Below are 20,921 nucleotides of genomic sequence, written 5' to 3'. Positions count from 1 at the left end.
CAACCACTCTTATTTCGTTTTCTCCACCACATCGGGTGAAAAGCTGTCCCAAATTAACAAGGCTGCACCAATAGTGATGGCGCAGTCGGCAATATTAAACACAGGGTAATGCCATTCCTGATAATAAACGTGTAAAAAATCAACAACATAACCGTACAAACTACGGTCAATCAAATTGCCGATGGCACCTGATACAATCAGCACCAGCGCCAGCGACAATTTCCATTCAGCGCGTTGTAACCGCGATAACCAGACACTGAGTACGACAGACACCACCACGGCGATCAGCGTAAACAACCAGCGCTGCCAACCACCGGCGTCACCTAAAAACGAAAAGGCAGCGCCATAGTTACGGGCATAGGTAAAGTTAAATACCGGCAACAACTGAATAGATTCACCCAGTTCAAAACGCTGTAATACCCAGATTTTGGTCAGCTGGTCGACCACTAACACTAACAGGGCCAGCCACCAGAAGCGCCAGCCCGACTCTTTAAACAACGTCATTATGCAAAAATCCTTGTTTCACCGGCACCTTCGACGTTGTCAACACAACGCAGACAAATCAGCGGATGAGCAGCGTTGGCGCCGACATCGTGACGGTGGTGCCAGCAGCGATCACACTTGGCTGCAGTTGAGGTGTGCACCTGCACCTGTAAACCGGCGATAGCAGTGGCAATCGCATCAGCTGGTGCTGCACCTTCAGCCACTGTGGCTGTTGAGGTGATTAGGACAAAACGCAGCTCATCACCCAGCTGACGCAGCGCCTGTGCCAGAGTTGCATCCGCATATAAGGTCACTTCGGCCTGTAATGAAGCGCCGATGCGGCCTTCCTTACGCACAGTTTCAATCACGCGGTTCACTTCGTCGCGTACCTCAAGCAGCTGCTGCCAGAAGGTATTGTCAACTTTGCCCTCTGGCACCTTGGCAAAACCCTGATACCAGACGCCGGTAAACACAAATGGCTCGCTGCGCTGTGGCAGGCTCTCCCAGATTTCCTGGGCGGTAAAGCTCATCACTGGTGCCATCCAGCGCACCATGGCCTCAATAATATGATAAAGCGCCGTCTGGCAAGAACGACGGGCATGGCCATCGGTTTTTGCCGTGTACTGCCGATCTTTAATCACATCCAGATAAAAACTACCCAGCTCAACAGTACAGAAATTCATCAGCTTCTGACTGACCTGATGGAACTGGTAATCGTCATAATCAGCAATAATTTCCTGCTGCAGCGCCGCAGCACGTTGCACCATCCATAAATCCAGCTCCACCAGCTCATTGAGCGGCACTAAATCGGTCGCCGGGTTAAAACCATTGAGGTTGGCCAGAATAAAGCGGGCGGTATTGCGGATACGGCGGTATTTATCGGCAGCGCGGTTTAAAATTTCATCCGACACTGTCATTTCTGAGGTGTAGTCAGTGGTGGCCACCCATAACCGCAGAATATCGGCACCCAGTTTGTTCATCACATCCTGCGGCGACACCACGTTGCCCAAAGACTTCGACATCTTGCGGCCTTCACCGTCAACAGTAAAACCGTGGGTTAACACTTGTTTGTACGGTGCGTGGTTCTTAATAGAAACGCCGGTCATTAACGAGGACATAAACCAGCCGCGGTGCTGATCCGAACCTTCTAAATACAAGTCGGCCTGAGTAGCGCCGCCAAATTCAGGGCGCGGGTCAATGACACAAGCATGGGTTACCCCAGAGTCAAACCACACATCCAGGGTGTCGGTCACTTTCACGTACTGCGCAGCTTCGGCGCCTAACAAAGTAGCGGCATCTAAATCAAACCAGGCCTGAATGCCCTGCTGCTCAACCAGTTTTGCCACTTGCTCCATCAGATCTTTGCTGTTTGGATGTAAAGCACCTGTGTCTTTGTCGACAAAAAGTGCAATAGGCACGCCCCAGGTGCGCTGACGGGAAATACACCAGTCCGGACGACCTGCCACCATTTTTTCAATACGCTGCTGACCCCAGTCCGGGATCCAGCGGGTATTGTCAATTTCACTTAATGACTTGGCACGTAAACCAGCCTGCTCCATGCTGACAAACCACTGAGGTGTGGCACGGAAAATAATCGGCGTTTTATGGCGCCAGCAATGCGGGTAACTGTGGTTATAAGCTTTATGCACCAACAGCGCACCGGCCGCCTTTAACGCTTCAACCACTGAGTCGTTGGCTTTAAATACATGCTGACCGGCAAAAAGCGGCGTGTCCGGTAAATATACCCCATTGGCGCCGACAGGGTTCGCCACTTCCAGGCCATATTGCTGACCTACCACAAAGTCTTCCTGACCATGGCCAGGTGCAGTGTGCACAGCGCCAGTACCAGAGTCGGTAGTGACATGAGTGCCCAGCACTACAGGTACGTTAAAGTCATAGAGCGGGTGTTTTAACTGTGAAAGCTCAAGTGCGGCGCCTTTGCAAAAACCCAAAGCATGGTATTTTTCGATACCGGCACGCGCCATCACGTCTTTGACTAAATCTGTCGCCAGCACCAGACGCTCAGCGCCGTTAGGGCCTTCTTCGACCTGCACCAGGCTGTAATTTAACTCGGCATTCACTGCAACTGCGCGGTTGGCCGGAATAGTCCAGGGGGTGGTGGTCCAAATCACCACGGACACCGGGCCATGACCATTATGACCTTGTGGATGGTCAAATTTGTCGGCAACGGCTTCATCAACAAAAGCAAAACGCACGTCAATGGCAGGAGAGACTTTGTCCTGATATTCCACTTCAGCTTCCGCTAAAGCCGAACCACAGTCGGTACACCAATGCACCGGTTTAAAGCCTTGTTGTAAATGACCATTTTCGATAATACGTGATAAAGAGCGGATAATATTGGCTTCAAACGCAAAATCCATAGTACGGTATGGGTTATTCCAGTCCCCCAAAACGCCTAAGCGGATAAAATCGGTTTTTTGCGCTTCAATTTGCGTTAAAGCATATTCACGGCATTTTTCCCGAAATTCGGCCGCAGATAACTTCACACCTGGTTTGCCGTATTTTTTCTCGACCACCAGCTCAATAGGCAAGCCGTGACAGTCCCAGCCCGGCACATAAGGTGCGTCAAAATCGTCCAGCGTTTTGGCTTTAACAATAATGTCTTTCAGAATTTTGTTTACGGCGTGACCAATGTGAATACTGCCGTTTGCATACGGAGGACCATCATGCAGAATAAAGGTTTTTTTGCCTTTTTTAGCAGCACGGATCTGGCCGTATAAGTCAGCCTTGGTCCAGTTTGCCAGCATTTGCGGTTCACGTTGCGCCAGGTTGGCGCGCATGGCAAAAGCCGTATCCGGCAAATTCAGCGTTGCTTTATAGTCTGTCATCCGATTATTTCCGTGTTAGTTCTGTGTTGACCCGCTTTGGCGTGCCTGCAAATTTTAATTGATATTGCCGAAAAACTGCCGCGCCGCGGCAGCATCCAGCTGAATTTGTTGTTGTAACTCAGCAAGCGAGGCAAATTTGCGCTCAGCTCTGAGCTTATGGCGCAACAGCACTTCAATCTGCTGGCCGTATAAATCACCCTGGAAATCAAAAAAATGCGCTTCCAGTTGCTCTTGTTTGCCCTGCAAAGTTGGCCTGGCGCCAATATTGGCTACACCATGAAAATGGCCATGGGCGGTAAAAGCTTCAATAGCGTACACACCCCGTACCGGCAATTTATTGCGGTATAACCAGACGTTGGCAGTAGGGAACCCAAGCTGACGCCCGACTTTTTCACCATGGCGCACCCGCCCCATCAGCGAAAAGGGCCGGCCTAACATTTGCTCTGCCTGAGTAAGGTCATTCTGCTCCAGCGCTTGCCTGATCAAAGTACTGGATACCCGCTGGTCATCCTGTTTTAAGCTGGCGGTGCTGGTCAGGCCAAAACCGTACTTTGCCGCGGCTTGTTGCAACAGAGCAAAGTTACCGGCACGGTTTTTACCAAAACAAAAATCATCACCAACAATCAGATGCCGCACACCGAGCTTGCCCAGCAATAACTGCTCAATAAAAGCCTGTGGCTCCTGACCGGCAAAGTCAGCGTTAAAATTCACACAAAGCAGCCGGTCTAAACCTAATCTGGCCAGCCAGTGATATTTTTCCCGAAACCGGGTTAACCGCGCCGGTGCAGCTTCGGGTTTAAATAATTCTAGCGGCTGCGGCTCAAACACCATCACCACAGCAGGTAAATCCAGCGCAGCGGCAATCTGTTTCACCTGCGCAAGCACCGCCTGATGCCCCAGATGCACACCGTCAAAATTACCTATGGTCAGCACACAATCACGGTGACCAGGTTTGATATTATGCAGGCCGCGAATAAGCTCCATGCCGGATAAACTACTCTGAGTTGCTGTCTAAACGGCCGATTATAACTGCATCAGCTTTTAGTTTCAGCAATTGTCTGTCTTTTCAGCTGACTGATACGCACGCCAAAGAGCCAAAGCAGGCCAAAATAGACCGGCACGGCCATGGCAACCAGCCACAACAAGGTCCAGGCTTTAACAGCAAAAGCCATACTGAGCCAACCTGCAACATTGGGCGAACACCAGAACATCAGCGCAGCCATCAAAGCCGCCGCCAGCACGGCTTTGCCAAGCAGCCACAAAGTGTTACTGTTCAGACGGTAAATATCCCGCTTGACCAAGCCATGGTACAACAACCAGGCATTCAGCGAGCCCGACAAGGCTGTTGCCAGCGCCAACCCAACATAGCTGATAAAAGGTGCCAACATCAGGTTAAACGCCATATTGGCCACCATCGCAATAATACCAATACGCACCGGGGTTTTAATGTCCTGCCGGGCATAAAAAGCCGGTGCCAGTACCTTAATCAGCATTAAGGGCACCAGGCCTGAGGCATAAGCAATCAGGCTTAAACTGGCCTGGCTGGCATCAAAAGCGGAAAATTTACCGTGCGCAAATACCGTCAGTAAAATGGGTTCAGCCAGCACTATTAAACCAGCCATCGAAGGCAATCCAAGCAAACAAATCAGGCTGAATGACCAGTCCAGAGTGCGCTTAAATTCATGCTGGTCATCGGTGGCAAACTGCCGCGACAAATTAGGCAAAATCACAGTGGCGATGGCGATACCAAAGATGCCAAGCGGAAACTCCAGCAGACGGTCTGAGTAATACAACCAGGCAACAGAGCCTGTCATTAAAAAAGAGGCGATGACAGCATCCAGCAACAAATTAATCTGACTGACCGACACACCAAACAAAGCCGGGATCATCAGAGTACGAATGCGGGTGACGTGTTCGTCTTTCCAGGCCCAACGTGGCCTGACCAACAAACCGGCTTTTGCCAGAAAAGGTAGCTGAAACACAAACTGCAGCAGACCGCCTAAAAACACACCCCAGGCCAGTGCTGTGGAAGCGTCGTCCAGATAAGGAGTTAATAACAAAGCCGCCGCTATCATGGCAATATTCAGAAACACCGGGCTAAATGCGGCAACGGCAAACTTGTTATAAGTGTTCAGAATAGCGCCCGATAAGGCGACAAAAGTAATAAACCATAAATAGGGAAAAGTGATTTTTAACAAAAAACTGGCGTGGCTATATTTTTCGCCTCCGGCATTGCCCTGCAGATAGTCCTGGAACCAGCCCATACCAAATAACGCCATCAGCACAGGTGAACCGATCATGCCCAGTAAAGTCACCCCAGTCACAATCAAACCCAGGGTACCGGCGGCCTTAGCCATCAGCTCCCGCACAGCGTCATCACCGTGTTTGGCTTTTACTTCAGACAACACAGGCACAAATGCCTGGGAAAATGCACCTTCGGCAAATAAACGACGCAAAAAGTTAGGGATCCGATTCACCATCAGAAACACATCAGCCATAGCGCCGGCACCCAACACATTGGCTGTGACCACATCACGCACCAGGCCAAGCACCCGAGAAATGAGCGTCATCACACTGACAATCATGCCTGATTTTAATAACTTAGCTGACACAAAACTCTCCTTTTTCCCATTGCGCGCTATTGTCGCCTGAGCCTTCTGTGAATACCAGTGCAACAAGGATTTAATTCTGCTTTAGGCTGGTAAAATCATTTGACAAGGGCCTACAAAATAGGCATATTATGCGGCCTTTAAAGAGTCCCGGTTTAGTTTTTAGGAGTGTTACCTTGGCTAACATTAAGTCTGCTAAGAAACGCGCTATTCAATCAGAAAAGCGTCGTCAGCAAAACGCAAGTCAGCGCTCAATGATGCGTACTTTCATCAAGAAAACCTACGCAGCAGTGTTAACTTCTGATGCAGTAGCTGCGCAAGAAGCGTTCAAGAAAATGGTTCCAGTGATTGACCGTATGGCAGACAAAGGTCTGATCCATAAGAACAAAGCTGCACGTCATAAGTCACGTTTAAATGCCCACGTTAAGGCATTGGTAACAGCTGCTTAATTGACACCAACAAAAAAACGCCGAAAGGCGTTTTTTTGTATCTGCAGTTTATGGCAGCCACTCAGACCGATAAGCCCTGCTATTGATATCCGTTTGGTCGCCGCTAAATACAAAAAGCCAGCTGTTGCTGGCTTTTTTTATCGATGTTTTTTTACCTGGTTAAGATACCGGCTCCAACTACACCGGCATTTTTGCACAATAAAGATGGTGCATTAAACCGATCACCGCTTCTGCTTCTTTGCTGTTCATACTGTAAAACACCGTTTGTGCTTCTTTACGGGTTTTTACCAGCTTATTACGACGTAACAACGCTAAATGCTGTGATAAAGCCGACTGACTCAGTCCGAGCTTATCATTCATCTCCCCAACAGATAACTCACCTGCCAACAAATGACATAGGATCAGCAGTCGACGTTCGTTAGAAACAGCTTTCAGCAGCTTTACTGCTTTAGCTGAATTATTCAACATATCTTGTAAGTTCATTTCAGTTACACCGTGCATGTCTAGACGTCTCATTATCTACTAGCAGCAATTAAAAACACAACACATTAACCCAAATAAAATAACAAATTAACAACAAAGTCTAAACTACTGATACTTTTATTTAAGTCTGCTTTAAGTGCGTTCTTGCCGGCTTTCCATAGCCTTCAGCCAGATGCTGTCTGCGGACAGCCTGAAGATGTGCCCATTATACTCCGCTAATACAGCAAAAACACACCTACGTTTTGTTAACTTTTGTTTCTGTTCTCTTCAGACAGTCCCAACTTCTATCCAATGCCCTGGCGCAAATGAGTTCAGAAGCACAAATACACCGACAGCTTTACTGTCGGCAAATCCGGTCATCGTGATAAAGTCAGTCATCACTGAGCATAAGAACAACAGGTTACTGGAATGAAGCAGCAAAAATTATTAATAACCGCAGCCGCACTCTGGCTCACTGCGTTACCTACCATAGCAGCTACAGACAATCAGCTCGCGTATCAACTGGTTGAAGAGCTTACCGTGGAGATTGGCCCCCGGCTGGCTGGCAGTCCGGCAGATGCCAAAGCAGTGGCATGGGCCAGCAACAAGTTTAAATTACTGGGTTACGACAAAGTATGGGCAGAGGAGTTCAAAACACCTTTTTGGCAAAGAGGCATGGCACGGTTGGAAGTCACCTCGCCTTTTCCACAGTCGCTGGTATTAACAGCACTTGGTGGCTCTGTCGGCACTGATGCCAATGGTATTGATGCCGGTGTTGTGATGTTTAACAGTCTTGATGAACTGATGATGGCCAAACCCGAGCAGGTTCGGGGCAAAATCGTCTTTATTAACAAAGCAATGCAAAAAGACAAACTGGGTTCACAGTATGGCACTGTGGTCGGTGCCCGCTCTAAGGGAGCCGTTGAAGCGGCGCGGCTTGGCGCCAAAGCTTTGCTGATCCGCTCTGTCGGCACCAGCAGCAACAGATTTGCTCACACCGGTAAAATGAGTTACGAAGAAGGTGTTGCTAAAATTCCTGCCGCGGCTATTTCAGTGCCGGATGCGATTCAGCTCAGCAAGATTTTAAGCCGCGCTCCTGAAGCCAGACTCAGACTCACTATGCAAACAGAAAGTCAGGACGCCATCAGTCATAACGTGATTGCTGAGATTACCGGTTCAGAGCGGCCTGAAGAAATTGTACTGATAAGCGCCCACTTAGATTCCTGGGATCAGGGCACAGGTGCTCTGGATGACGGTGCTGGTGTAGGTATAGTGATGGCAACCGGTGCTTTGCTGAAACAACAAGGCCGGCCAAAACGTACGGTTCGGGTTGTGCTTTTTGGCAATGAAGAAGGTGGCTTGGTTGGGGCACGGGCTTATGCAGCAAAGCATGCTGCAGAGCTGAAAAACCATGTGCTAGCGAGCGAATCTGATTTTGGCGCCGGCAAAATCTGGCAGTTTGAGACTAAGTTTGGTGCTGAATCTTTAGCAACAGCTACACAAATCCAGCAGCAGCTGGCACCTTTGGGTATCGCCTTGGGCGGTAATAAAGCTTACGGCGGTCCTGATGTGTCAGTATTGGCCGCTTTAGGCGTACCGGTGGTTTCGCTGGAACAGGATGGCACCGATTATTTTGATTACCACCATACGCCAAACGATACCCTGGACAAAATTAATCCGGCGGATTTGGAGCAAAATCTGCAAGCCTGGCTGTTGATGACCAGAGCTGTGGCGGATTCGGCAACTGATTTTCGCAAATAGCTAAAAAACAAAAGGCCCGAACAAACCGGGCCTTTTGTTTATTTGAGCACTGAAACTACATATGCGACATACGCTGAGCCTGGGGCAACTGATGCTTGCGTTGGCTGGATCGCATCACAAAAACCTGAGCGCCTACTACGATAAAGATCAGTGCAAACGGATATACAAACTGGTTGTGACTAAGCTGCCAGCATAATAAGCCGGCAATCACATAAGCAAAAGGCTGTATCTCATAAACCCAGAACGGTAATACACCCGCTTTCTGCTGAAGTTTATGCCTGTCACCACGACGGTGTTCAGAACGAAGTATCCAGACTAAAGCGCCAGCCAGGATCAATAAAGCTCCCGACAAAGCTGCAATATAACCTGGAGTGAAGACTACAGCGGCTGCGCCTGCTGTCATATAGCCATATGGCAGGGTTTCATACAAATAATTTGGTAACATCGAAAACTCCTGATTCAGCAGTCGTACAAATTTCAGTGTAGAGCAAAAAACAACCAATGCCAGTACAACATTGATTTAAGTCCAAACTGTGCTTTGGCATTTCTGGCTGCAAAGCCCGAAGCCAACGGCTATGTTTGTCGAACGGCTGAAGTTATAATTTAAACCCGACAAAGATTTGGAATAACAATGTATGGCCAATGAAGATCTTGAGTTGTTTTTACAGGAAATGGCCGACGTAAAACCGCTCAAAGCCGATGTACTGAGTGATGTTAATGGTGAACATGCACCGACCATGGCCCAGCTGGCAAGACGCAAAGCGGCAGAGCTTGAACCTGAATATGACGCCAACTATCTCAGCATGGAATATGTGGATTTAGTCGCGCCGGATGAAGTACTGGCGTATAAAAAAGACGGCGTGCAGGAAGGGGTATATAAAAATTTGCGGCTGGGTAAATATCAGGTTGATGCCACCCTGATGCTGCTTGGCAAAAATCTGACCGACGCACGACGCTCTTTATTTGAGTTTGTCGCCGACTGCCATCAGCGTGGTATCCGCACCCTGTTGATCCATCACGGCATGGGCAGAGATAGCAAACCTCACCCAGCCATCCTGAAAAGTTATTGTTTTAAGTGGTTACAGCAAATTCCGGAAGTGTTGGCCTGCCACAGTGCACAAAAGATTCATGGCAGCAGCGCTGCAACCTATGTGCTGTTGCAAAAAAATGCCGAACAAAAACGGGAAAACCGTGAACGTCATCAAAAACGCTGATCATCACAGGTGACCTGCACCATAAAAAATACCCTCAGTTGAGGGTATTTTTTTATCCGCGAAGTACAAAATGTACCGCTTCAGAATAGGCTGCAAGCCTCGGCTGTGGTCAATACTGCCGATAACGCCATCAAAATCACCAGGATAGCGATTGCGGTAAAGCCAAAACCCCGACTGGACGCTTTACTCATAAAATAAACCTCTGCATTTTTATTTTTTTATGTTCTTTGTATGTGGCGGCTAAACCAAGTCAGCACTAACGTCAAGCAGTGTAGACAGTTTTTTCGGTGTATACAACTAAGAAACACGACTAAGTGCTTCATCTGCTAAGTTTTTTAGACGTTGCTTATTGAGACTGAAAATAATTTAGCCGCGACCAGACATAAGGTCTTGCTAAGGCAGCTTCAGCATAATCATCCGGCATCTGTTCCTGCTGCACTTCAGTATTCACCACACTAAAGCCAGCTTGTTGATAGGTTTTTAGAGCCGATGGATGATCTTCAGAGCAGGTATGCAACCAGACCCGGCTGGCGTGCCACTGCTGCGCCAGCGCTATAGCAGCCTGTGCCAGCATTTTGCCAAGGCCCTGGCCGATAAAAGCAGGCAATAAACCAAAAAACTTCAGCTCCACAGTCAAATCGTCATGCTGACGCAATTCGACAAAACCAGCCGGCGTGCCCTTTTTATACAACACAAAGGTTCGCACTTTGTCTGACGATAAATAATCCAGCCACTGCTGATAGTCCCAGCTCAGCCGGCTGAACCAGCGCCAGTGGTGGCCAACAGCACAAAATAAAAACTGACTGAACTCAGGGCTTGGCAGGCAAGCCTCAATCAGCTCAACCTGTTGTGGCCACTGCGGTAATTGCAGCTGCGGCCCCTGGTAATCCAGATACCAGGTCGTCACTTCAACACTTGCCATAAAACTCAGAACTTCCTTTTGATTTTTTCAATCAGAGCAGCAATATGCTGCTGTGCTTCCGGCTGCTGTAAACTGTGAAATTGCTGCCGGAATTCAAAAGCCACAGCGTCATCCTGCCGGCTGCAGTGGCGCATCGCCAGCATGGTATTTTTGGTTTGGCGCACTAATTCGGTGGGCAGAGATTTTAGCCCGGCAGTCAGTTGTTTCGCACGGGTTAATAGTTGCTCTTCCGGCCATAACTCTTTGACAAAACCGGTTTCCAGCGCTTGCTGCGCCGATAAACGTTCAGCACAAAACACCATAGCAGCCGCCTGCTGCCAGCCGACCAGTTGTGGCAATAACCAGGTGTGACCACCGCCCGGATGAATAGCAAGCTGAAAAAACCGGCTTTCAAACCAGGCTTGTTCGCTGGCAAGGCGAATATCACAGGCCATCGCCAGATTCATACCGGCGCCAAGGGCCGGACCATTTAATAAAGCAATAGTGAGTAAAGGGCTATGTGCCACAGAAGTGAAAGCAGCATAAATCTGTTGCAGCTCTTCGCCATCCCCAAAGGCAGCTTGTTGTAAAGCGGCTAAGTCGGCGCCTGAACAAAAAGAGTCATCGCGGCCTGTCACAGCCAGCGCTTTAATGGCTGGATCATCCGGTAATGCATTGACCGCCTCTGCAATAGCCAGCGCACTTTGTGGCGTCAGTAAATTGCGTTTTTCCGCGCTATTTAACGTTAACACCGCCAGATGATCGTATTTTTCCAGTTGAAACGCCGCCATTAATAACCTCGTTGTTTGTCGACCAGATTGAACATGGGCAAAGCAGCCTGCACTCTGCGGTAATTTTCTGCAATTTGTAACACTGCAGTATCGGCATTGGTGACCGCTGAAATATGGGGAGTCAGCAGCACAGCACTGTGCTGCCAGAACGGATGTTCTGCCGGTAAAGGTTCAGTGCGAAACACATCCAGACAAGCAGCGCCAAGCTGACCACTGTCAAGATGTTGTAATAATGCCAGGTCATCTACTATAGCGCCTCTGGCCACATTCACCAGAATAGCGCCGGGTTTAAACTGCGATAACCTTTGATCATTCAGCAGATTTTCTGTTTGGGCTGTGAGTGGCAATAAACAAATCACTAAATCAGCCTCTGCCACAGCCTTGGCAAATTCGTTCAGACCGGCATAACAGGCAACACCGGCAATTTGCTTAGCGCTGGCTGACCAGCCACTGAGCTGATAACCCAAAGCCTGAAAATACAAAACAGCCGCTTTGCCAAGCTCGCCCAACCCCAGCACACACAGCTGCTGAATTTTCCTCGGGCTACGGGCTTTCCACTGCTGCTTTTGCTGCTGCGCGGCAAACTGATCAAAACGCAGCTGATAATGCAGCAACACACCATGCAGATAATTCAGCATAGAGCGGGTCAAATCCGGGTCGACAATACGGGCGAGCGGCACATCAGGCAGCGCAGGGTCGACTAGAATACTGTCGACGCCGGCACCAAAGGACTGCAAAGCTTTTAAGTTGGGAAAAGCCGTCAGGCTATTGGCAGGCTGACGCCATACCACCGCAAAATCAACGGCCTCGGGCTTATTGATCTCAGGCCAGATTTCAATGCTGACGCCGGGTAATTGTTGTTGTAATTTTTGTTGTAACTGATCGAGCTTGCGATCCGGGATCACCAGGGCAATAGACATAGATACTCCTTCGGCCAATACCGCATTCTAACAAAGCAAGCCTGTGCGTCCAGCCTGTTATCACCCGCCCATCTAAAGCAAACGCAGGGCTAAAGCGAACGCAGCATTCAATATTCAGCAAATTGCCATAAATCTGTGACCTGAATGTCATACCAGATGCTTAGCCTGAAGCAAATACAGGCAAAGCGGAGTCTGGACAATGATTAATGTTGATCAGGTGGTGGCACAACATCTGCCACAGTTGCAGCAAAAACCCTGGCTGGAAAAACCGGTAAAAGGCGCGCTCAAACATCTGCTACATGAGCAGGAATTCAGCACCTTTGCCGCGCGTTACCCACATCTACAGGGCATCGAATTTATTGAGCAGGTGCTGCAGTATTTTCACTTTAGTTATGCCGTGCGTGACAATGAGCTGGAGCGTATTCCGACGCAGGGGCGGCTGGTGATTATTGCCAACCACCCTATTGGTTCACTCGATGGGCTGGCGCTGGTCAAATTAGTGCACGAAGTGCGCCCTGATGTAAAAGTGGTGGCCAATCAGCTGCTAAGCGCGGTCACGCCACTGCATCAACTGTTGTTGCCGGTGAATAATATGCAGGGCGGCACCGAGAGGCGTTGTCTGGATCGCATCAGTCAGCATCTGGCCGCTGAAGGTGCGGTGATTGTCTTTCCGGCCGGTGAAGTGTCACGCCTGAAACCGAACGGCATTCGCGATGGCAAATGGCATGCAGGTTTTTTACGTTTTGCCAAAGCAGCTAAAGCGCCGGTGCTGCCGGTCTATATCGACGCCCGTAACTCGGCGCTGTTTTACGGTGCATCCATGCTGTACAAACCTCTGGCCACCATGTTGCTGGTGCAGGAAATGTTTAAACAAAAACATAAAAGCATTGGCATTCGGATCGGAGAGCTTATTCCTTACGACAGCTTTGCGCAGCTGCCGCTGGAAACCAAGGCTTGTGTCAAACTGTTTAAAAAACACTTATACCGGCTTGGCAAAAACAAAGCACCGCTGTTTAAAACCCAAACCGCCATTGCCCACCCTGAAGACCGGCAAGAGCTGAAAAAAGCCATAGCAGCCTGTGAGCTGTTAGGCGAAACCTCGGATGGCAAACAAATTTATCTGTATCAGTCGGCTTTAAGCTCGCCGATATTGCGCGAAATTGGCCGGCTCAGGGAAATATCCTTCCGTGCTGTAGGCGAAGGCAGTGGCATGCGCCGCGACATTGACCGTTTTGACAGTTATTACGAGCAGCTGATTTTATGGGACAACGACGAGCTGGAGATTGTTGGTGCTTATCGTTTTGCCAATACCGCCAAAGTGATTGCAGAGCATGGCATCGACGGATTGTACACCGCTTCTTTATTCCGTTTTAGTGAACAGATGACGCCTTATCTGGCGCAGGGGCTGGAACTTGGCCGCAGTTTTGTCCAGCCCAAATACTGGGGCAAACGCAGCCTGGACTATCTGTGGTACGGCATTGGTGCTTATTTAACACGTCAGCCCCAGCTGAGGTATTTGTTTGGCGGAGTCAGCTTGTCCAATGCTTACCCCAAAGCCGCCCGCGATTTGCTGGTGTATTTTTACACTTTATATTTTTCGGAAGAAAACGACAGTGCAGTGCCGAATCTACCCTATCAGTTGCCTTTTGCCACTCTGGAGCAGTTGCAACAGCATTTTAGCGGCAATAACTATCAGGCTGATTTTACCCAGCTCAAACACCTGCTGGCGCATATGGGCCTCAGTGTGCCCACTTTATATAAACAATACAGTGAAATTGCTGAACCCGGCGGCGTGAAGTTTCTGGCTTTTGGTGTGGATCCGGACTTTGCCGATTGTGTAGACGGTTTGGTGCTGGTGGATTTAACTATGCTGAAAAGTGCCAAAAAACAACGTTATCTTGGCGAAACAGCACAAGAGACAGAGCCAACAGCTGCTGATGTCTGATAGCGAAAACACATTGTCGCTTGCGGCAATGCAGATAATAAAAAAACCGCCAGCAGGCGGTTTTTTTATTATCAGGTCAAGCCTTATTGTTTTGGCACTGACCCTTTTAAACCATAAAAACAGATATAGGCATAACACAGCACCGGCAGAATAAAGGACAACTGTAAACCAATGTTATCGGCCAGCACACCTTGCAGCAGCGGCACTATAGCACCACCGACAATAGCCAGACACAGCACACCGCTGCCCTGACTGGTGTATTTACCTAAACCTGTCACCGCCAGACTAAAAATGGTCGGGAACATAATAGAGTTAAATAAACCTACCGCCAGAATAGCCCACATGGCCAATGCGCCGGAGCCTGTGATAGCCAGCAATACCAACACCGCAGCAGCAACCGCATTAAAGGCCAGCACTTTACCTGCTGCAATTTTTTGCATCACTAAAGCCCCAATCACACGGCCAACTAAAGCTCCGCCCCAGTAATAGCTGATGTATTTGGCGGCATCCGCTTCAGCTAAACCGGCAATATCAGGCTCACCGAGGAAATTTACCAAAAAACTACCGATGGCCACCTCACCGCCAACATAGACAAAAATACCCAGAGCACCGAGCATCAGGTGGCTGTATTGCCAGGCAGAACCCGGATTGGCATCGGCCACTTCAGTTTGGTGATGTTCTGTGACTTTTGGCAGTTTAAGTACGGCAAAAATAACCGCCAGCACCAATAAAGCTGTTGCAAGCATCAGGTAAGGTACCTGCACTGCGGCGGCTTCCTGCGCTTTAAATTCAGCTGTGCCTACTTCTGCAGTGGCTGCAGCCAGGATCAGTAAACCACCAAACCAGGGGGCAATAGTGGTGCCTAAAGAGTTAAAAGCCTGCGTCATGGTTAAGCGGCTGGAAGCCGTTTCTGCTTTGCCAAGGGCAGTGACATAAGGGTTGGCGGCGACCTGTAAAATAGTGATACCGGATGCCAGCACAAAAAGTGCGCCCAGAAATAACGGATATTGCTGCAACGAAGCGGCCGGATAAAACAATAAACAGCCGATAGCGGCAATAATCAGCCCTATCACAATACCGCGCTGGTATCCGGCTTTTTTCACCAGGAAACCGGCCGGAATGGAGACCAGAAAATAAGCACCAAAAAAACAGAACTGGATCAACATGGCCTGGGTGTAGTTCAGGTCAAACACGTTTTTCAGATGCGGGATTAAAATATCGTTTAAACAGGTAATAAAACCCCAGATAAAAAACAAAAAAGTCAGGCTGGTCAGAGCAAAATGATAATTTTGCCCGGCTTCGCCCTGCGCTGCGCTTGCGCTGGTCGGTGTGGTTACTGACATACAATTTCTCTTGTTATGGTCTGTCTATCCTGTGATGTACCCGATGTGCGCTTTTGCAGTTCTCTCCCCCGCCAGGCTTGACTGCCAAGGCCTGCACGCATATCAGACTGTTTGTACTATACGCGCAGGCAACCGGAATGCAAAGCACCCACCCTTGCATACGTATGTAATTTTTCAACAAAGTGAGTCTGATCGACACAACACCAAACTTTGTTTTACATCAAATTCTGGCCGGAAAATTGGAGTTACCTCTATTGTTCTTTGATCCAGCCCAAAGTTTTTCATCCGGCAAAGCGCACAATGCCTGCAGTTGCAAAAACGCACAAAATCCTAAGGAAAACAAAGATGAAAACAGCTATCAGCGCTCTGGTTCTGGCTATTGGAACTCTGTCTGCAGCCCCGGCTTTGGCCGGTTTGTCAGTGAATGTTGGCGCTATTACGGTGGCCCCAAACGACAGCAGCAGCTCGCTGAATGTGGTGGAGCAAGTGGCTGGTTTACCGGCAGGCTCTACTGCGGTCTCCGTCAATAACAACACTCAGCTGGGTTTAACACTGGATTATGCCATCAACAAAAACTGGACTGTGGAGCTGATTGCCGCCACGCCGTTCAGCCATGATGTGGAAGTAAAAGGTTCGGCCATCGACGGTTTAGATATCGGTAATACCAAACATCTGCCTCCAACTCTGCTGGCGCAATATCATTTTGACTTGGGCGACAGCAAGTTTGACCCTTTTGTTGGTGTTGGCCTGAACTACACCAAATTTTTTGATTCATCGGCATCTGGTACCTTAAAAAGCACACTGCAGGCGCTGAAAGTTACAACAGCCGCTGATGAAGTTGATCTGAAGCTGGATGACAGTTTTGGTTTAGCTTTGCAAGCCGGTGTGAATTATCAGATCAATAGCAACTGGGGTGCTCACCTGATGGTCAGCAAAATGGACATCGACACCACAGGTGAAGTGAAAGTGAACGGCAACACTATTCAAAGCGTTGACGTACAAATTGACCCGCTGGTGGTGATGGTTGGCGTACGCTGGACAATGTAAAGCGCATTCAACAACCACACAAAGAAAAACAGCGGCTGATGCCGCTGTTTTTTTATCTGTGACAACAACCCAAACCAAACCCAATAAAAAAACCAGCCGCAGCTGGTTTTTTAAAAATAACAGGCGTTATTGCCGCAGCAAATTACACCTGGCTGATATTAACCCAGCCAAACCCGCGCGTTACGGAACATCCGCATCCACGGGCTGTCTTCCTGCCATTCATCCGGATGCCAGCTGTTGCTGACGGCGCGGAATACCCGCTCAGGGTGTGGCATCATAATAGTTGCACGGCCATCTGTGGTGGTGAGCGCCGTAATACCGTTTGGCGAACCATTCGGGTTGTTCGGGTATTGTTGAGTGACCTGACCATAGTTGTCGACAAAACGCAGCGCCACTATGCCTTGCTGCTCAGCGGCTGCTAAAGCGGCGCTATTGGCAAATTCAGCATGACCTTCACCATGTGACACCGCAATTGGCATCTGTGAGCCAGCCATACCCGCCATTAACACAGACGGGCTTTGCTGCACCTGGACTAAGCTGAAACGCGCTTCAAAACGGTCTGACTTATTGCGCACAAAACGTGGCCACAACTCAGCACCCGGAATAAGCGACTTCAGGTTTGACACCATCTGACAACCGTTACAGACACCTAAGGTAAAGGTGCTGTCACGTTCAAAGAAACGGGCAAACTCGCTGCGCGCTTTGTCGTTAAACAGAATGGACTTGGCCCAGCCTTCACCGGCACCTAATACGTCACCGTAAGAGAAACCACCACAAGCCACTAAACCGTTAAATTCCCCGAGGCCTCTGCGACCTGACAGAATATCCGACATATGCACGTCAACCGCAGTAAAACCAGCGCGGTTAAAAGCAGCTGCCATTTCAACGTGCGAGTTCACGCCTTGCTCGCGCAATACGGCAATACGTGGTTTGGCACCTTTAAGAATATAAGGCGCAGCCACATCTTCATTTAAATCAAAGCTTAATTTTACGTTGAGGCCTGGGTCGTTTTTATCTGACTTAGCGACAAACTCTTGTTTGGCACAATCCGGGTTATCGCGCAGCGCCTGCATCTGATAGGTGGTTTCAGCCCAGATAGAACGTAAACGAGTACGTGAATCGCTGAAAATGACGTTGCCGGCACGTTTGACCACCAGCTCGTCGCTGCTGTTTACCGCGCCTAATAAGTGGCTGTTGGCCTGCAGGTTAAAGCCCGCCAGCACTTGTTGTACATAAGCAAGGTCAGTGTCAGCCACCTGAATCACAGCACCTAACTCTTCGCTAAACAACAGCGCTAAGTCGCTTTGACTGTTTTGGCCTAAAGCCGCGACATCCACTGTCCAACCGGCTTTACCGGCAAAAGCCATTTCAGCCAGCGTTAACAACACACCGCCGTCTGAACGGTCATGGTAAGCCAGCAGTTTTTGCTCAGTCGTCAGCTTTTGAATGGCATTAAAGAAGTTGATTAACAAATCTGGTGTGGCTAAATCCGGTGTGGTTTCGCCCAGCTGTTTGTACACCTGCGCTAAACAAGAAGCACCTAAGCGGTTTTCACCCAGGCCTAAGTCAATCAGCAATAACGACGATGCGCCTTTGTCAGTGCGCAGTTGTGGTGTCACTGTTTTACGCACATCTTCAACCCGGGCAAAAGCGGTGATCACCAAAGACAATGGCGAAGTGACCGCTTTGTCTTCACCGTTTTGTTGCCACTTGGTTTTCATCGACATCGAGTCTTTACCAACAGGAATAGTGACTTCCAACGCCGGGCATAACTCTTCGCCGATGGCTTTCACCGCAGCATATAAACCGGCGTCCTCACCAGGGTGACCTGCAGCGGACATCCAGTTGGCAGACAGTTTAATGCGTTTGAGCTCACCAATATCAGTGGCTGCAATGTTGGTAATGGCTTCAGCTACTGCCAGACGGGCAGAAGCGGCAAAATCTAACAGTGCCACAGGTGTCCGTTCACCCATCGACATGGCTTCACCATGATAGGTGTCGAGTGCCGCTGTGGTTACAGCGCAGTTGGCAACAGGCACCTGCCATGGGCCGACCATTTGGTCGCGCGCAACCATACCCGTCACTGAACGGTCACCAATGCTGATTAAAAAGGTTTTTTCGGCAATGGTCGGTAAACGCAATAACCGCTCAGTGGCATCTTTGATGCTAACACCGGCGAAATCCAGCTTTTTACCGGCACCTTTGGCACTGGTCACGTCACGGTGCATTTTTGGTGCTTTGCCCAGCAATACTGACAACGGCAGATCAATTGGCGTATTGCCAAAATGTTTGTCTGACAGCGTTAAATGCTGCTCGGCCGTAGCTTCACCCACTACGGCATAAGGTGCACGTTCACGTTTACAGATTTGCTCAAACACCGGCATTTTGTCGGCCGGGATGGCCATCACGTAACGTTCTTGTGATTCGTTACACCAGATCTCCAGCGGCGACATACCTGGTTCATCGTTGGGCACGTTGCGCAGTTCAAATTTACCGCCCACACCACCGTCGTTCACCAATTCAGGGAAAGCGTTGGATAAACCACCGGCGCCCACGTCGTGGATAAAGACGATTGGGTTATCGGCGCCCAGCTGCCAGCAACGGTCAATTACTTCCTGACAACGGCGTTCAATTTCCGGGTTTTCCCGCTGTACTGAAGCAAAATCTAAATCTTCCGCCGACTGGCCTGAAGCCATCGACGAAGCAGCTCCACCGCCCAAGCCGATATTCATCGCCGGGCCACCCAGCACCACCAGTTTGGCGCCTACAGGTAAATCACCTTTTTGTACGTGTTCAGCGCGTATATTGCCTAAACCACCGGCCAGCATAATTGGCTTGTGGTAACCACGTACTTCTTCACCGTTGTGGCTTGGCACTTTTTCTTCGTAAGTACGGAAATAACCTAAAATATTCGGCCGGCCAAATTCGTTGTTAAATGCAGCGCCACCCAGCGGGCCTTCAATCATAATATCCAGCGCGTTGACAATACGGTCTGGTTTGCCAAAGTCGCTTTCCCACGGTTGTTCAAAACCCGGGATCCGTAAGTTGGACACTGAAAAACCAACCAGACCGGCTTTTGGTTTAGAGCCAACACCCGTTGCGCCTTCGTCGCGGATTTCACCACCAGAACCAGTGGCAGCACCAGGGAATGGCGAAATAGCCGTTGGGTGGTTGTGAGTTTCCACTTTCATCAGCACATGAATGTCTTCATGGTGATACTGATACTCTTGTGAATCAGGCGTTGGGAAAAAACGACCGGCTTTAGAACCAACCATGACGGCGGCGTTGTCTTTATAAGCTGACAACACATAATCCGGTGTTTTTTCAAAAGTGTTTTTAATCATTTTAAACAGCGACTTTGGCTGTTTTTCGCCGTCTATGGTCCAGTCGGCGTTAAAAATTTTGTGACGGCAATGCTCAGAGTTAGCCTGCGCGAACATATAAAGTTCGATGTCATTTGGATTGCGGCCCAGCGCGTTAAAGTTGCTGACCAGATAATCAATTTCATCTTCAGCGAGCGCTAAACCCATGCGGATATTGGCTTCAACCAGGGCGTCACGGCCACCGGCTAAAATATCGACTGAAGCTAAAGGAGCTGGTTCAGCTTTGCGGAACAGCGCCTGTGCCTGATTGAGTTCAGTAAACACCGACTCCATCATGCGGTCATGTAATAAAGCGGCCAGTTGTTTGTGCTCATCGGCCGTTAAAGTGCGGCTGGTAGCAACATAATAAGCCAGACCACGTTCTAAACGTTTGATTTGATTTAAACCACAGTTGTGCGCAATGTCGGTGGCTTTAGACGACCAGGGCGAAATAGTGCCGGGTCTTGGTGTCACCAACAGTAAAAGTCCTGTTGGTTGATGGCTGGTGATGGTTGGTCCGTAGGTCAATAATTTGTCCAACACATGCTGCTGTTCGGCGGTTAAATCGCCGGACACATCAGCAAAATGGACAAATTCGGCATAAATTTCGGTGACAGGTAACGCCGCTTTGGCGCATTGATCGATGAACTTTTGAATTCTGAACTCGGACAGTGCTGGTGCACCACGCAGGATCAACATAGGCTTTTTTCCCGTGGGTTGAACGTCGATGGAACCTCAAATCAGGCGCTGCATTATATAGAAGAACCAGCACAAAGGGTATGAGT

At 49.2% G+C, this 20,921-nt stretch carries 16 protein-coding genes; 5 read left to right on the top strand and 11 right to left on the bottom strand.

Features of this window, described 5'->3' with window-relative positions:
* Window positions 1-9 precede the first annotated feature (9 nt).
* The 4 genes from lspA to murJ are packed head-to-tail and all read right to left on the bottom strand — an operon-like array spanning window position 10 to window position 5,944.
* Window positions 10-504, bottom strand: coding sequence for a signal peptidase II (gene lspA / locus N3Z11_RS03070; protein WP_260655668.1), 495 nt, complete (start codon window positions 502-504; stop codon window positions 10-12).
* Window positions 504-3,332 (bottom strand): isoleucine--tRNA ligase, encoded by a 2,829-nt coding sequence (ileS, locus tag N3Z11_RS03065; RefSeq protein ID WP_260655667.1) that lies wholly within the window; start codon window positions 3,330-3,332, stop codon window positions 504-506. The genes lspA and ileS overlap by 1 nt, the downstream gene beginning before the upstream one ends.
* Before the next feature lie 54 nt (window positions 3,333-3,386).
* Window positions 3,387-4,316 (bottom strand): bifunctional riboflavin kinase/FAD synthetase, encoded by a 930-nt coding sequence (gene ribF, locus N3Z11_RS03060; protein ID WP_260655666.1) that lies wholly within the window; start codon window positions 4,314-4,316, stop codon window positions 3,387-3,389.
* Between the two features lie 50 nt (window positions 4,317-4,366).
* Complete coding sequence (gene murJ / locus N3Z11_RS03055; protein WP_260655665.1) at window positions 4,367-5,944, bottom strand: murein biosynthesis integral membrane protein MurJ; 1,578 nt, start codon at window positions 5,942-5,944, stop codon at window positions 4,367-4,369.
* A gap of 173 nt (window positions 5,945-6,117) precedes the next feature.
* Between murJ and rpsT the strand changes: the two genes are divergently transcribed.
* On the top strand, window positions 6,118-6,390 hold the full coding sequence (gene rpsT, locus N3Z11_RS03050) for a 30S ribosomal protein S20 (protein ID WP_068067404.1): 273 nt from the start codon (window positions 6,118-6,120) through the stop codon (window positions 6,388-6,390).
* Window positions 6,391-6,567: 177 nt separating this feature from the next.
* Here rpsT and N3Z11_RS03045 read toward each other — a convergent pair whose 3' ends face one another.
* The gene (locus N3Z11_RS03045) at window positions 6,568-6,873 is read right to left on the bottom strand and encodes a metalloregulator ArsR/SmtB family transcription factor (protein WP_260655664.1); all 306 of its coding nucleotides are present in this window, start codon (window positions 6,871-6,873) and stop codon (window positions 6,568-6,570) included.
* Between the two features lie 408 nt (window positions 6,874-7,281).
* Here N3Z11_RS03045 and N3Z11_RS03040 point away from each other — a divergent pair, with 408 nt between their 5' ends.
* Window positions 7,282-8,613: a M20/M25/M40 family metallo-hydrolase gene (locus N3Z11_RS03040; protein ID WP_260655663.1), complete on the top strand. Its 1,332-nt coding sequence runs from the start codon at window positions 7,282-7,284 to the stop codon at window positions 8,611-8,613.
* Between the two features lie 55 nt (window positions 8,614-8,668).
* Here N3Z11_RS03040 and N3Z11_RS03035 read toward each other — a convergent pair whose 3' ends face one another.
* Entirely contained in the window at window positions 8,669-9,058 is a 390-nt protein-coding gene (locus N3Z11_RS03035) for a hypothetical protein (RefSeq protein WP_260655662.1), read from the bottom strand.
* Window positions 9,059-9,248: 190 nt separating this feature from the next.
* Between N3Z11_RS03035 and smrA the strand changes: the two genes are divergently transcribed.
* Entirely contained in the window at window positions 9,249-9,827 is a 579-nt protein-coding gene (gene smrA / locus N3Z11_RS03030; protein WP_260655661.1) for a DNA endonuclease SmrA, read from the top strand.
* Between the two features lie 346 nt (window positions 9,828-10,173).
* Here smrA and N3Z11_RS03025 read toward each other — a convergent pair whose 3' ends face one another.
* Genes N3Z11_RS03025 through N3Z11_RS03015 form a run of 3 tightly spaced genes read right to left on the bottom strand, consistent with a single transcriptional unit; the run spans window position 10,174 to window position 12,439 of the window.
* Window positions 10,174-10,749, bottom strand: a complete 576-nt coding sequence (locus N3Z11_RS03025; RefSeq protein ID WP_260655660.1) for a GNAT family N-acetyltransferase — start codon at window positions 10,747-10,749, stop codon at window positions 10,174-10,176.
* Window positions 10,750-10,754: 5 nt separating this feature from the next.
* A complete protein-coding gene (locus tag N3Z11_RS03020) occupies window positions 10,755-11,519 on the bottom strand; it encodes an enoyl-CoA hydratase-related protein (RefSeq protein ID WP_260655659.1) in 765 nt (254 codons plus the stop codon).
* Window positions 11,519-12,439: a 2-hydroxyacid dehydrogenase gene (locus tag N3Z11_RS03015; protein ID WP_260655658.1), complete on the bottom strand. Its 921-nt coding sequence runs from the start codon at window positions 12,437-12,439 to the stop codon at window positions 11,519-11,521. The genes N3Z11_RS03020 and N3Z11_RS03015 overlap by 1 nt, the downstream gene beginning before the upstream one ends.
* A 199-nt stretch (window positions 12,440-12,638) precedes the next feature.
* Between N3Z11_RS03015 and N3Z11_RS03010 the strand changes: the two genes are divergently transcribed.
* On the top strand, window positions 12,639-14,384 hold the full coding sequence (locus tag N3Z11_RS03010; protein ID WP_260655657.1) for a lysophospholipid acyltransferase family protein: 1,746 nt from the start codon (window positions 12,639-12,641) through the stop codon (window positions 14,382-14,384).
* An 83-nt stretch (window positions 14,385-14,467) separates the two neighbouring features.
* On the opposite strand, the gene N3Z11_RS03005 is transcribed toward N3Z11_RS03010, so the two are convergent.
* The gene (locus N3Z11_RS03005) at window positions 14,468-15,727 is read right to left on the bottom strand and encodes a sugar MFS transporter (RefSeq protein ID WP_260655656.1); all 1,260 of its coding nucleotides are present in this window, start codon (window positions 15,725-15,727) and stop codon (window positions 14,468-14,470) included.
* A gap of 345 nt (window positions 15,728-16,072) precedes the next feature.
* On the opposite strand from N3Z11_RS03005, the gene N3Z11_RS03000 reads away from it, so the two are divergent.
* Complete coding sequence (locus tag N3Z11_RS03000; RefSeq protein ID WP_260655655.1) at window positions 16,073-16,774, top strand: OmpW family protein; 702 nt, start codon at window positions 16,073-16,075, stop codon at window positions 16,772-16,774.
* A 158-nt stretch (window positions 16,775-16,932) separates the two neighbouring features.
* On the opposite strand, the gene purL is transcribed toward N3Z11_RS03000, so the two are convergent.
* Entirely contained in the window at window positions 16,933-20,835 is a 3,903-nt protein-coding gene (gene purL / locus N3Z11_RS02995; RefSeq protein ID WP_260655654.1) for a phosphoribosylformylglycinamidine synthase, read from the bottom strand.
* Window positions 20,836-20,921 lie beyond the last annotated feature (86 nt).

It is taken from the genome of Rheinheimera sp. 4Y26 (genome assembly GCF_025245835.1).
GTDB lineage: Bacteria > Pseudomonadota > Gammaproteobacteria > Enterobacterales > Alteromonadaceae > Pararheinheimera.
This window is presented reverse-complemented; position numbering and strand designations above follow the sequence as displayed.

Coding starts and splice junctions, on each gene's coding strand:
- N3Z11_RS03000 (WP_260655655.1), top strand. CDS start 16,073: ATGAAAACAGCTATCAGCGCTCTGGTTCTGGCTATTGGAACTCTGTCT.
- ribF (WP_260655666.1), bottom strand. CDS start 4,316: ATGGAGCTTATTCGCGGCCTGCATAATATCAAACCTGGTCACCGTGAT.
- N3Z11_RS03020 (WP_260655659.1), bottom strand. CDS start 11,519: ATGGCGGCGTTTCAACTGGAAAAATACGATCATCTGGCGGTGTTAACG.
- N3Z11_RS03010 (WP_260655657.1), top strand. CDS start 12,639: ATGATTAATGTTGATCAGGTGGTGGCACAACATCTGCCACAGTTGCAG.
- ileS (WP_260655667.1), bottom strand. CDS start 3,332: ATGACAGACTATAAAGCAACGCTGAATTTGCCGGATACGGCTTTTGCC.
- N3Z11_RS03015 (WP_260655658.1), bottom strand. CDS start 12,439: ATGTCTATTGCCCTGGTGATCCCGGATCGCAAGCTCGATCAGTTACAA.
- N3Z11_RS03045 (WP_260655664.1), bottom strand. CDS start 6,873: ATGAACTTACAAGATATGTTGAATAATTCAGCTAAAGCAGTAAAGCTG.
- lspA (WP_260655668.1), bottom strand. CDS start 504: ATGACGTTGTTTAAAGAGTCGGGCTGGCGCTTCTGGTGGCTGGCCCTG.
- N3Z11_RS03005 (WP_260655656.1), bottom strand. CDS start 15,727: ATGTCAGTAACCACACCGACCAGCGCAAGCGCAGCGCAGGGCGAAGCC.
- purL (WP_260655654.1), bottom strand. CDS start 20,835: ATGTTGATCCTGCGTGGTGCACCAGCACTGTCCGAGTTCAGAATTCAA.
- smrA (WP_260655661.1), top strand. CDS start 9,249: ATGGCCAATGAAGATCTTGAGTTGTTTTTACAGGAAATGGCCGACGTA.
- N3Z11_RS03040 (WP_260655663.1), top strand. CDS start 7,282: ATGAAGCAGCAAAAATTATTAATAACCGCAGCCGCACTCTGGCTCACT.
- N3Z11_RS03025 (WP_260655660.1), bottom strand. CDS start 10,749: ATGGCAAGTGTTGAAGTGACGACCTGGTATCTGGATTACCAGGGGCCG.
- N3Z11_RS03035 (WP_260655662.1), bottom strand. CDS start 9,058: ATGTTACCAAATTATTTGTATGAAACCCTGCCATATGGCTATATGACA.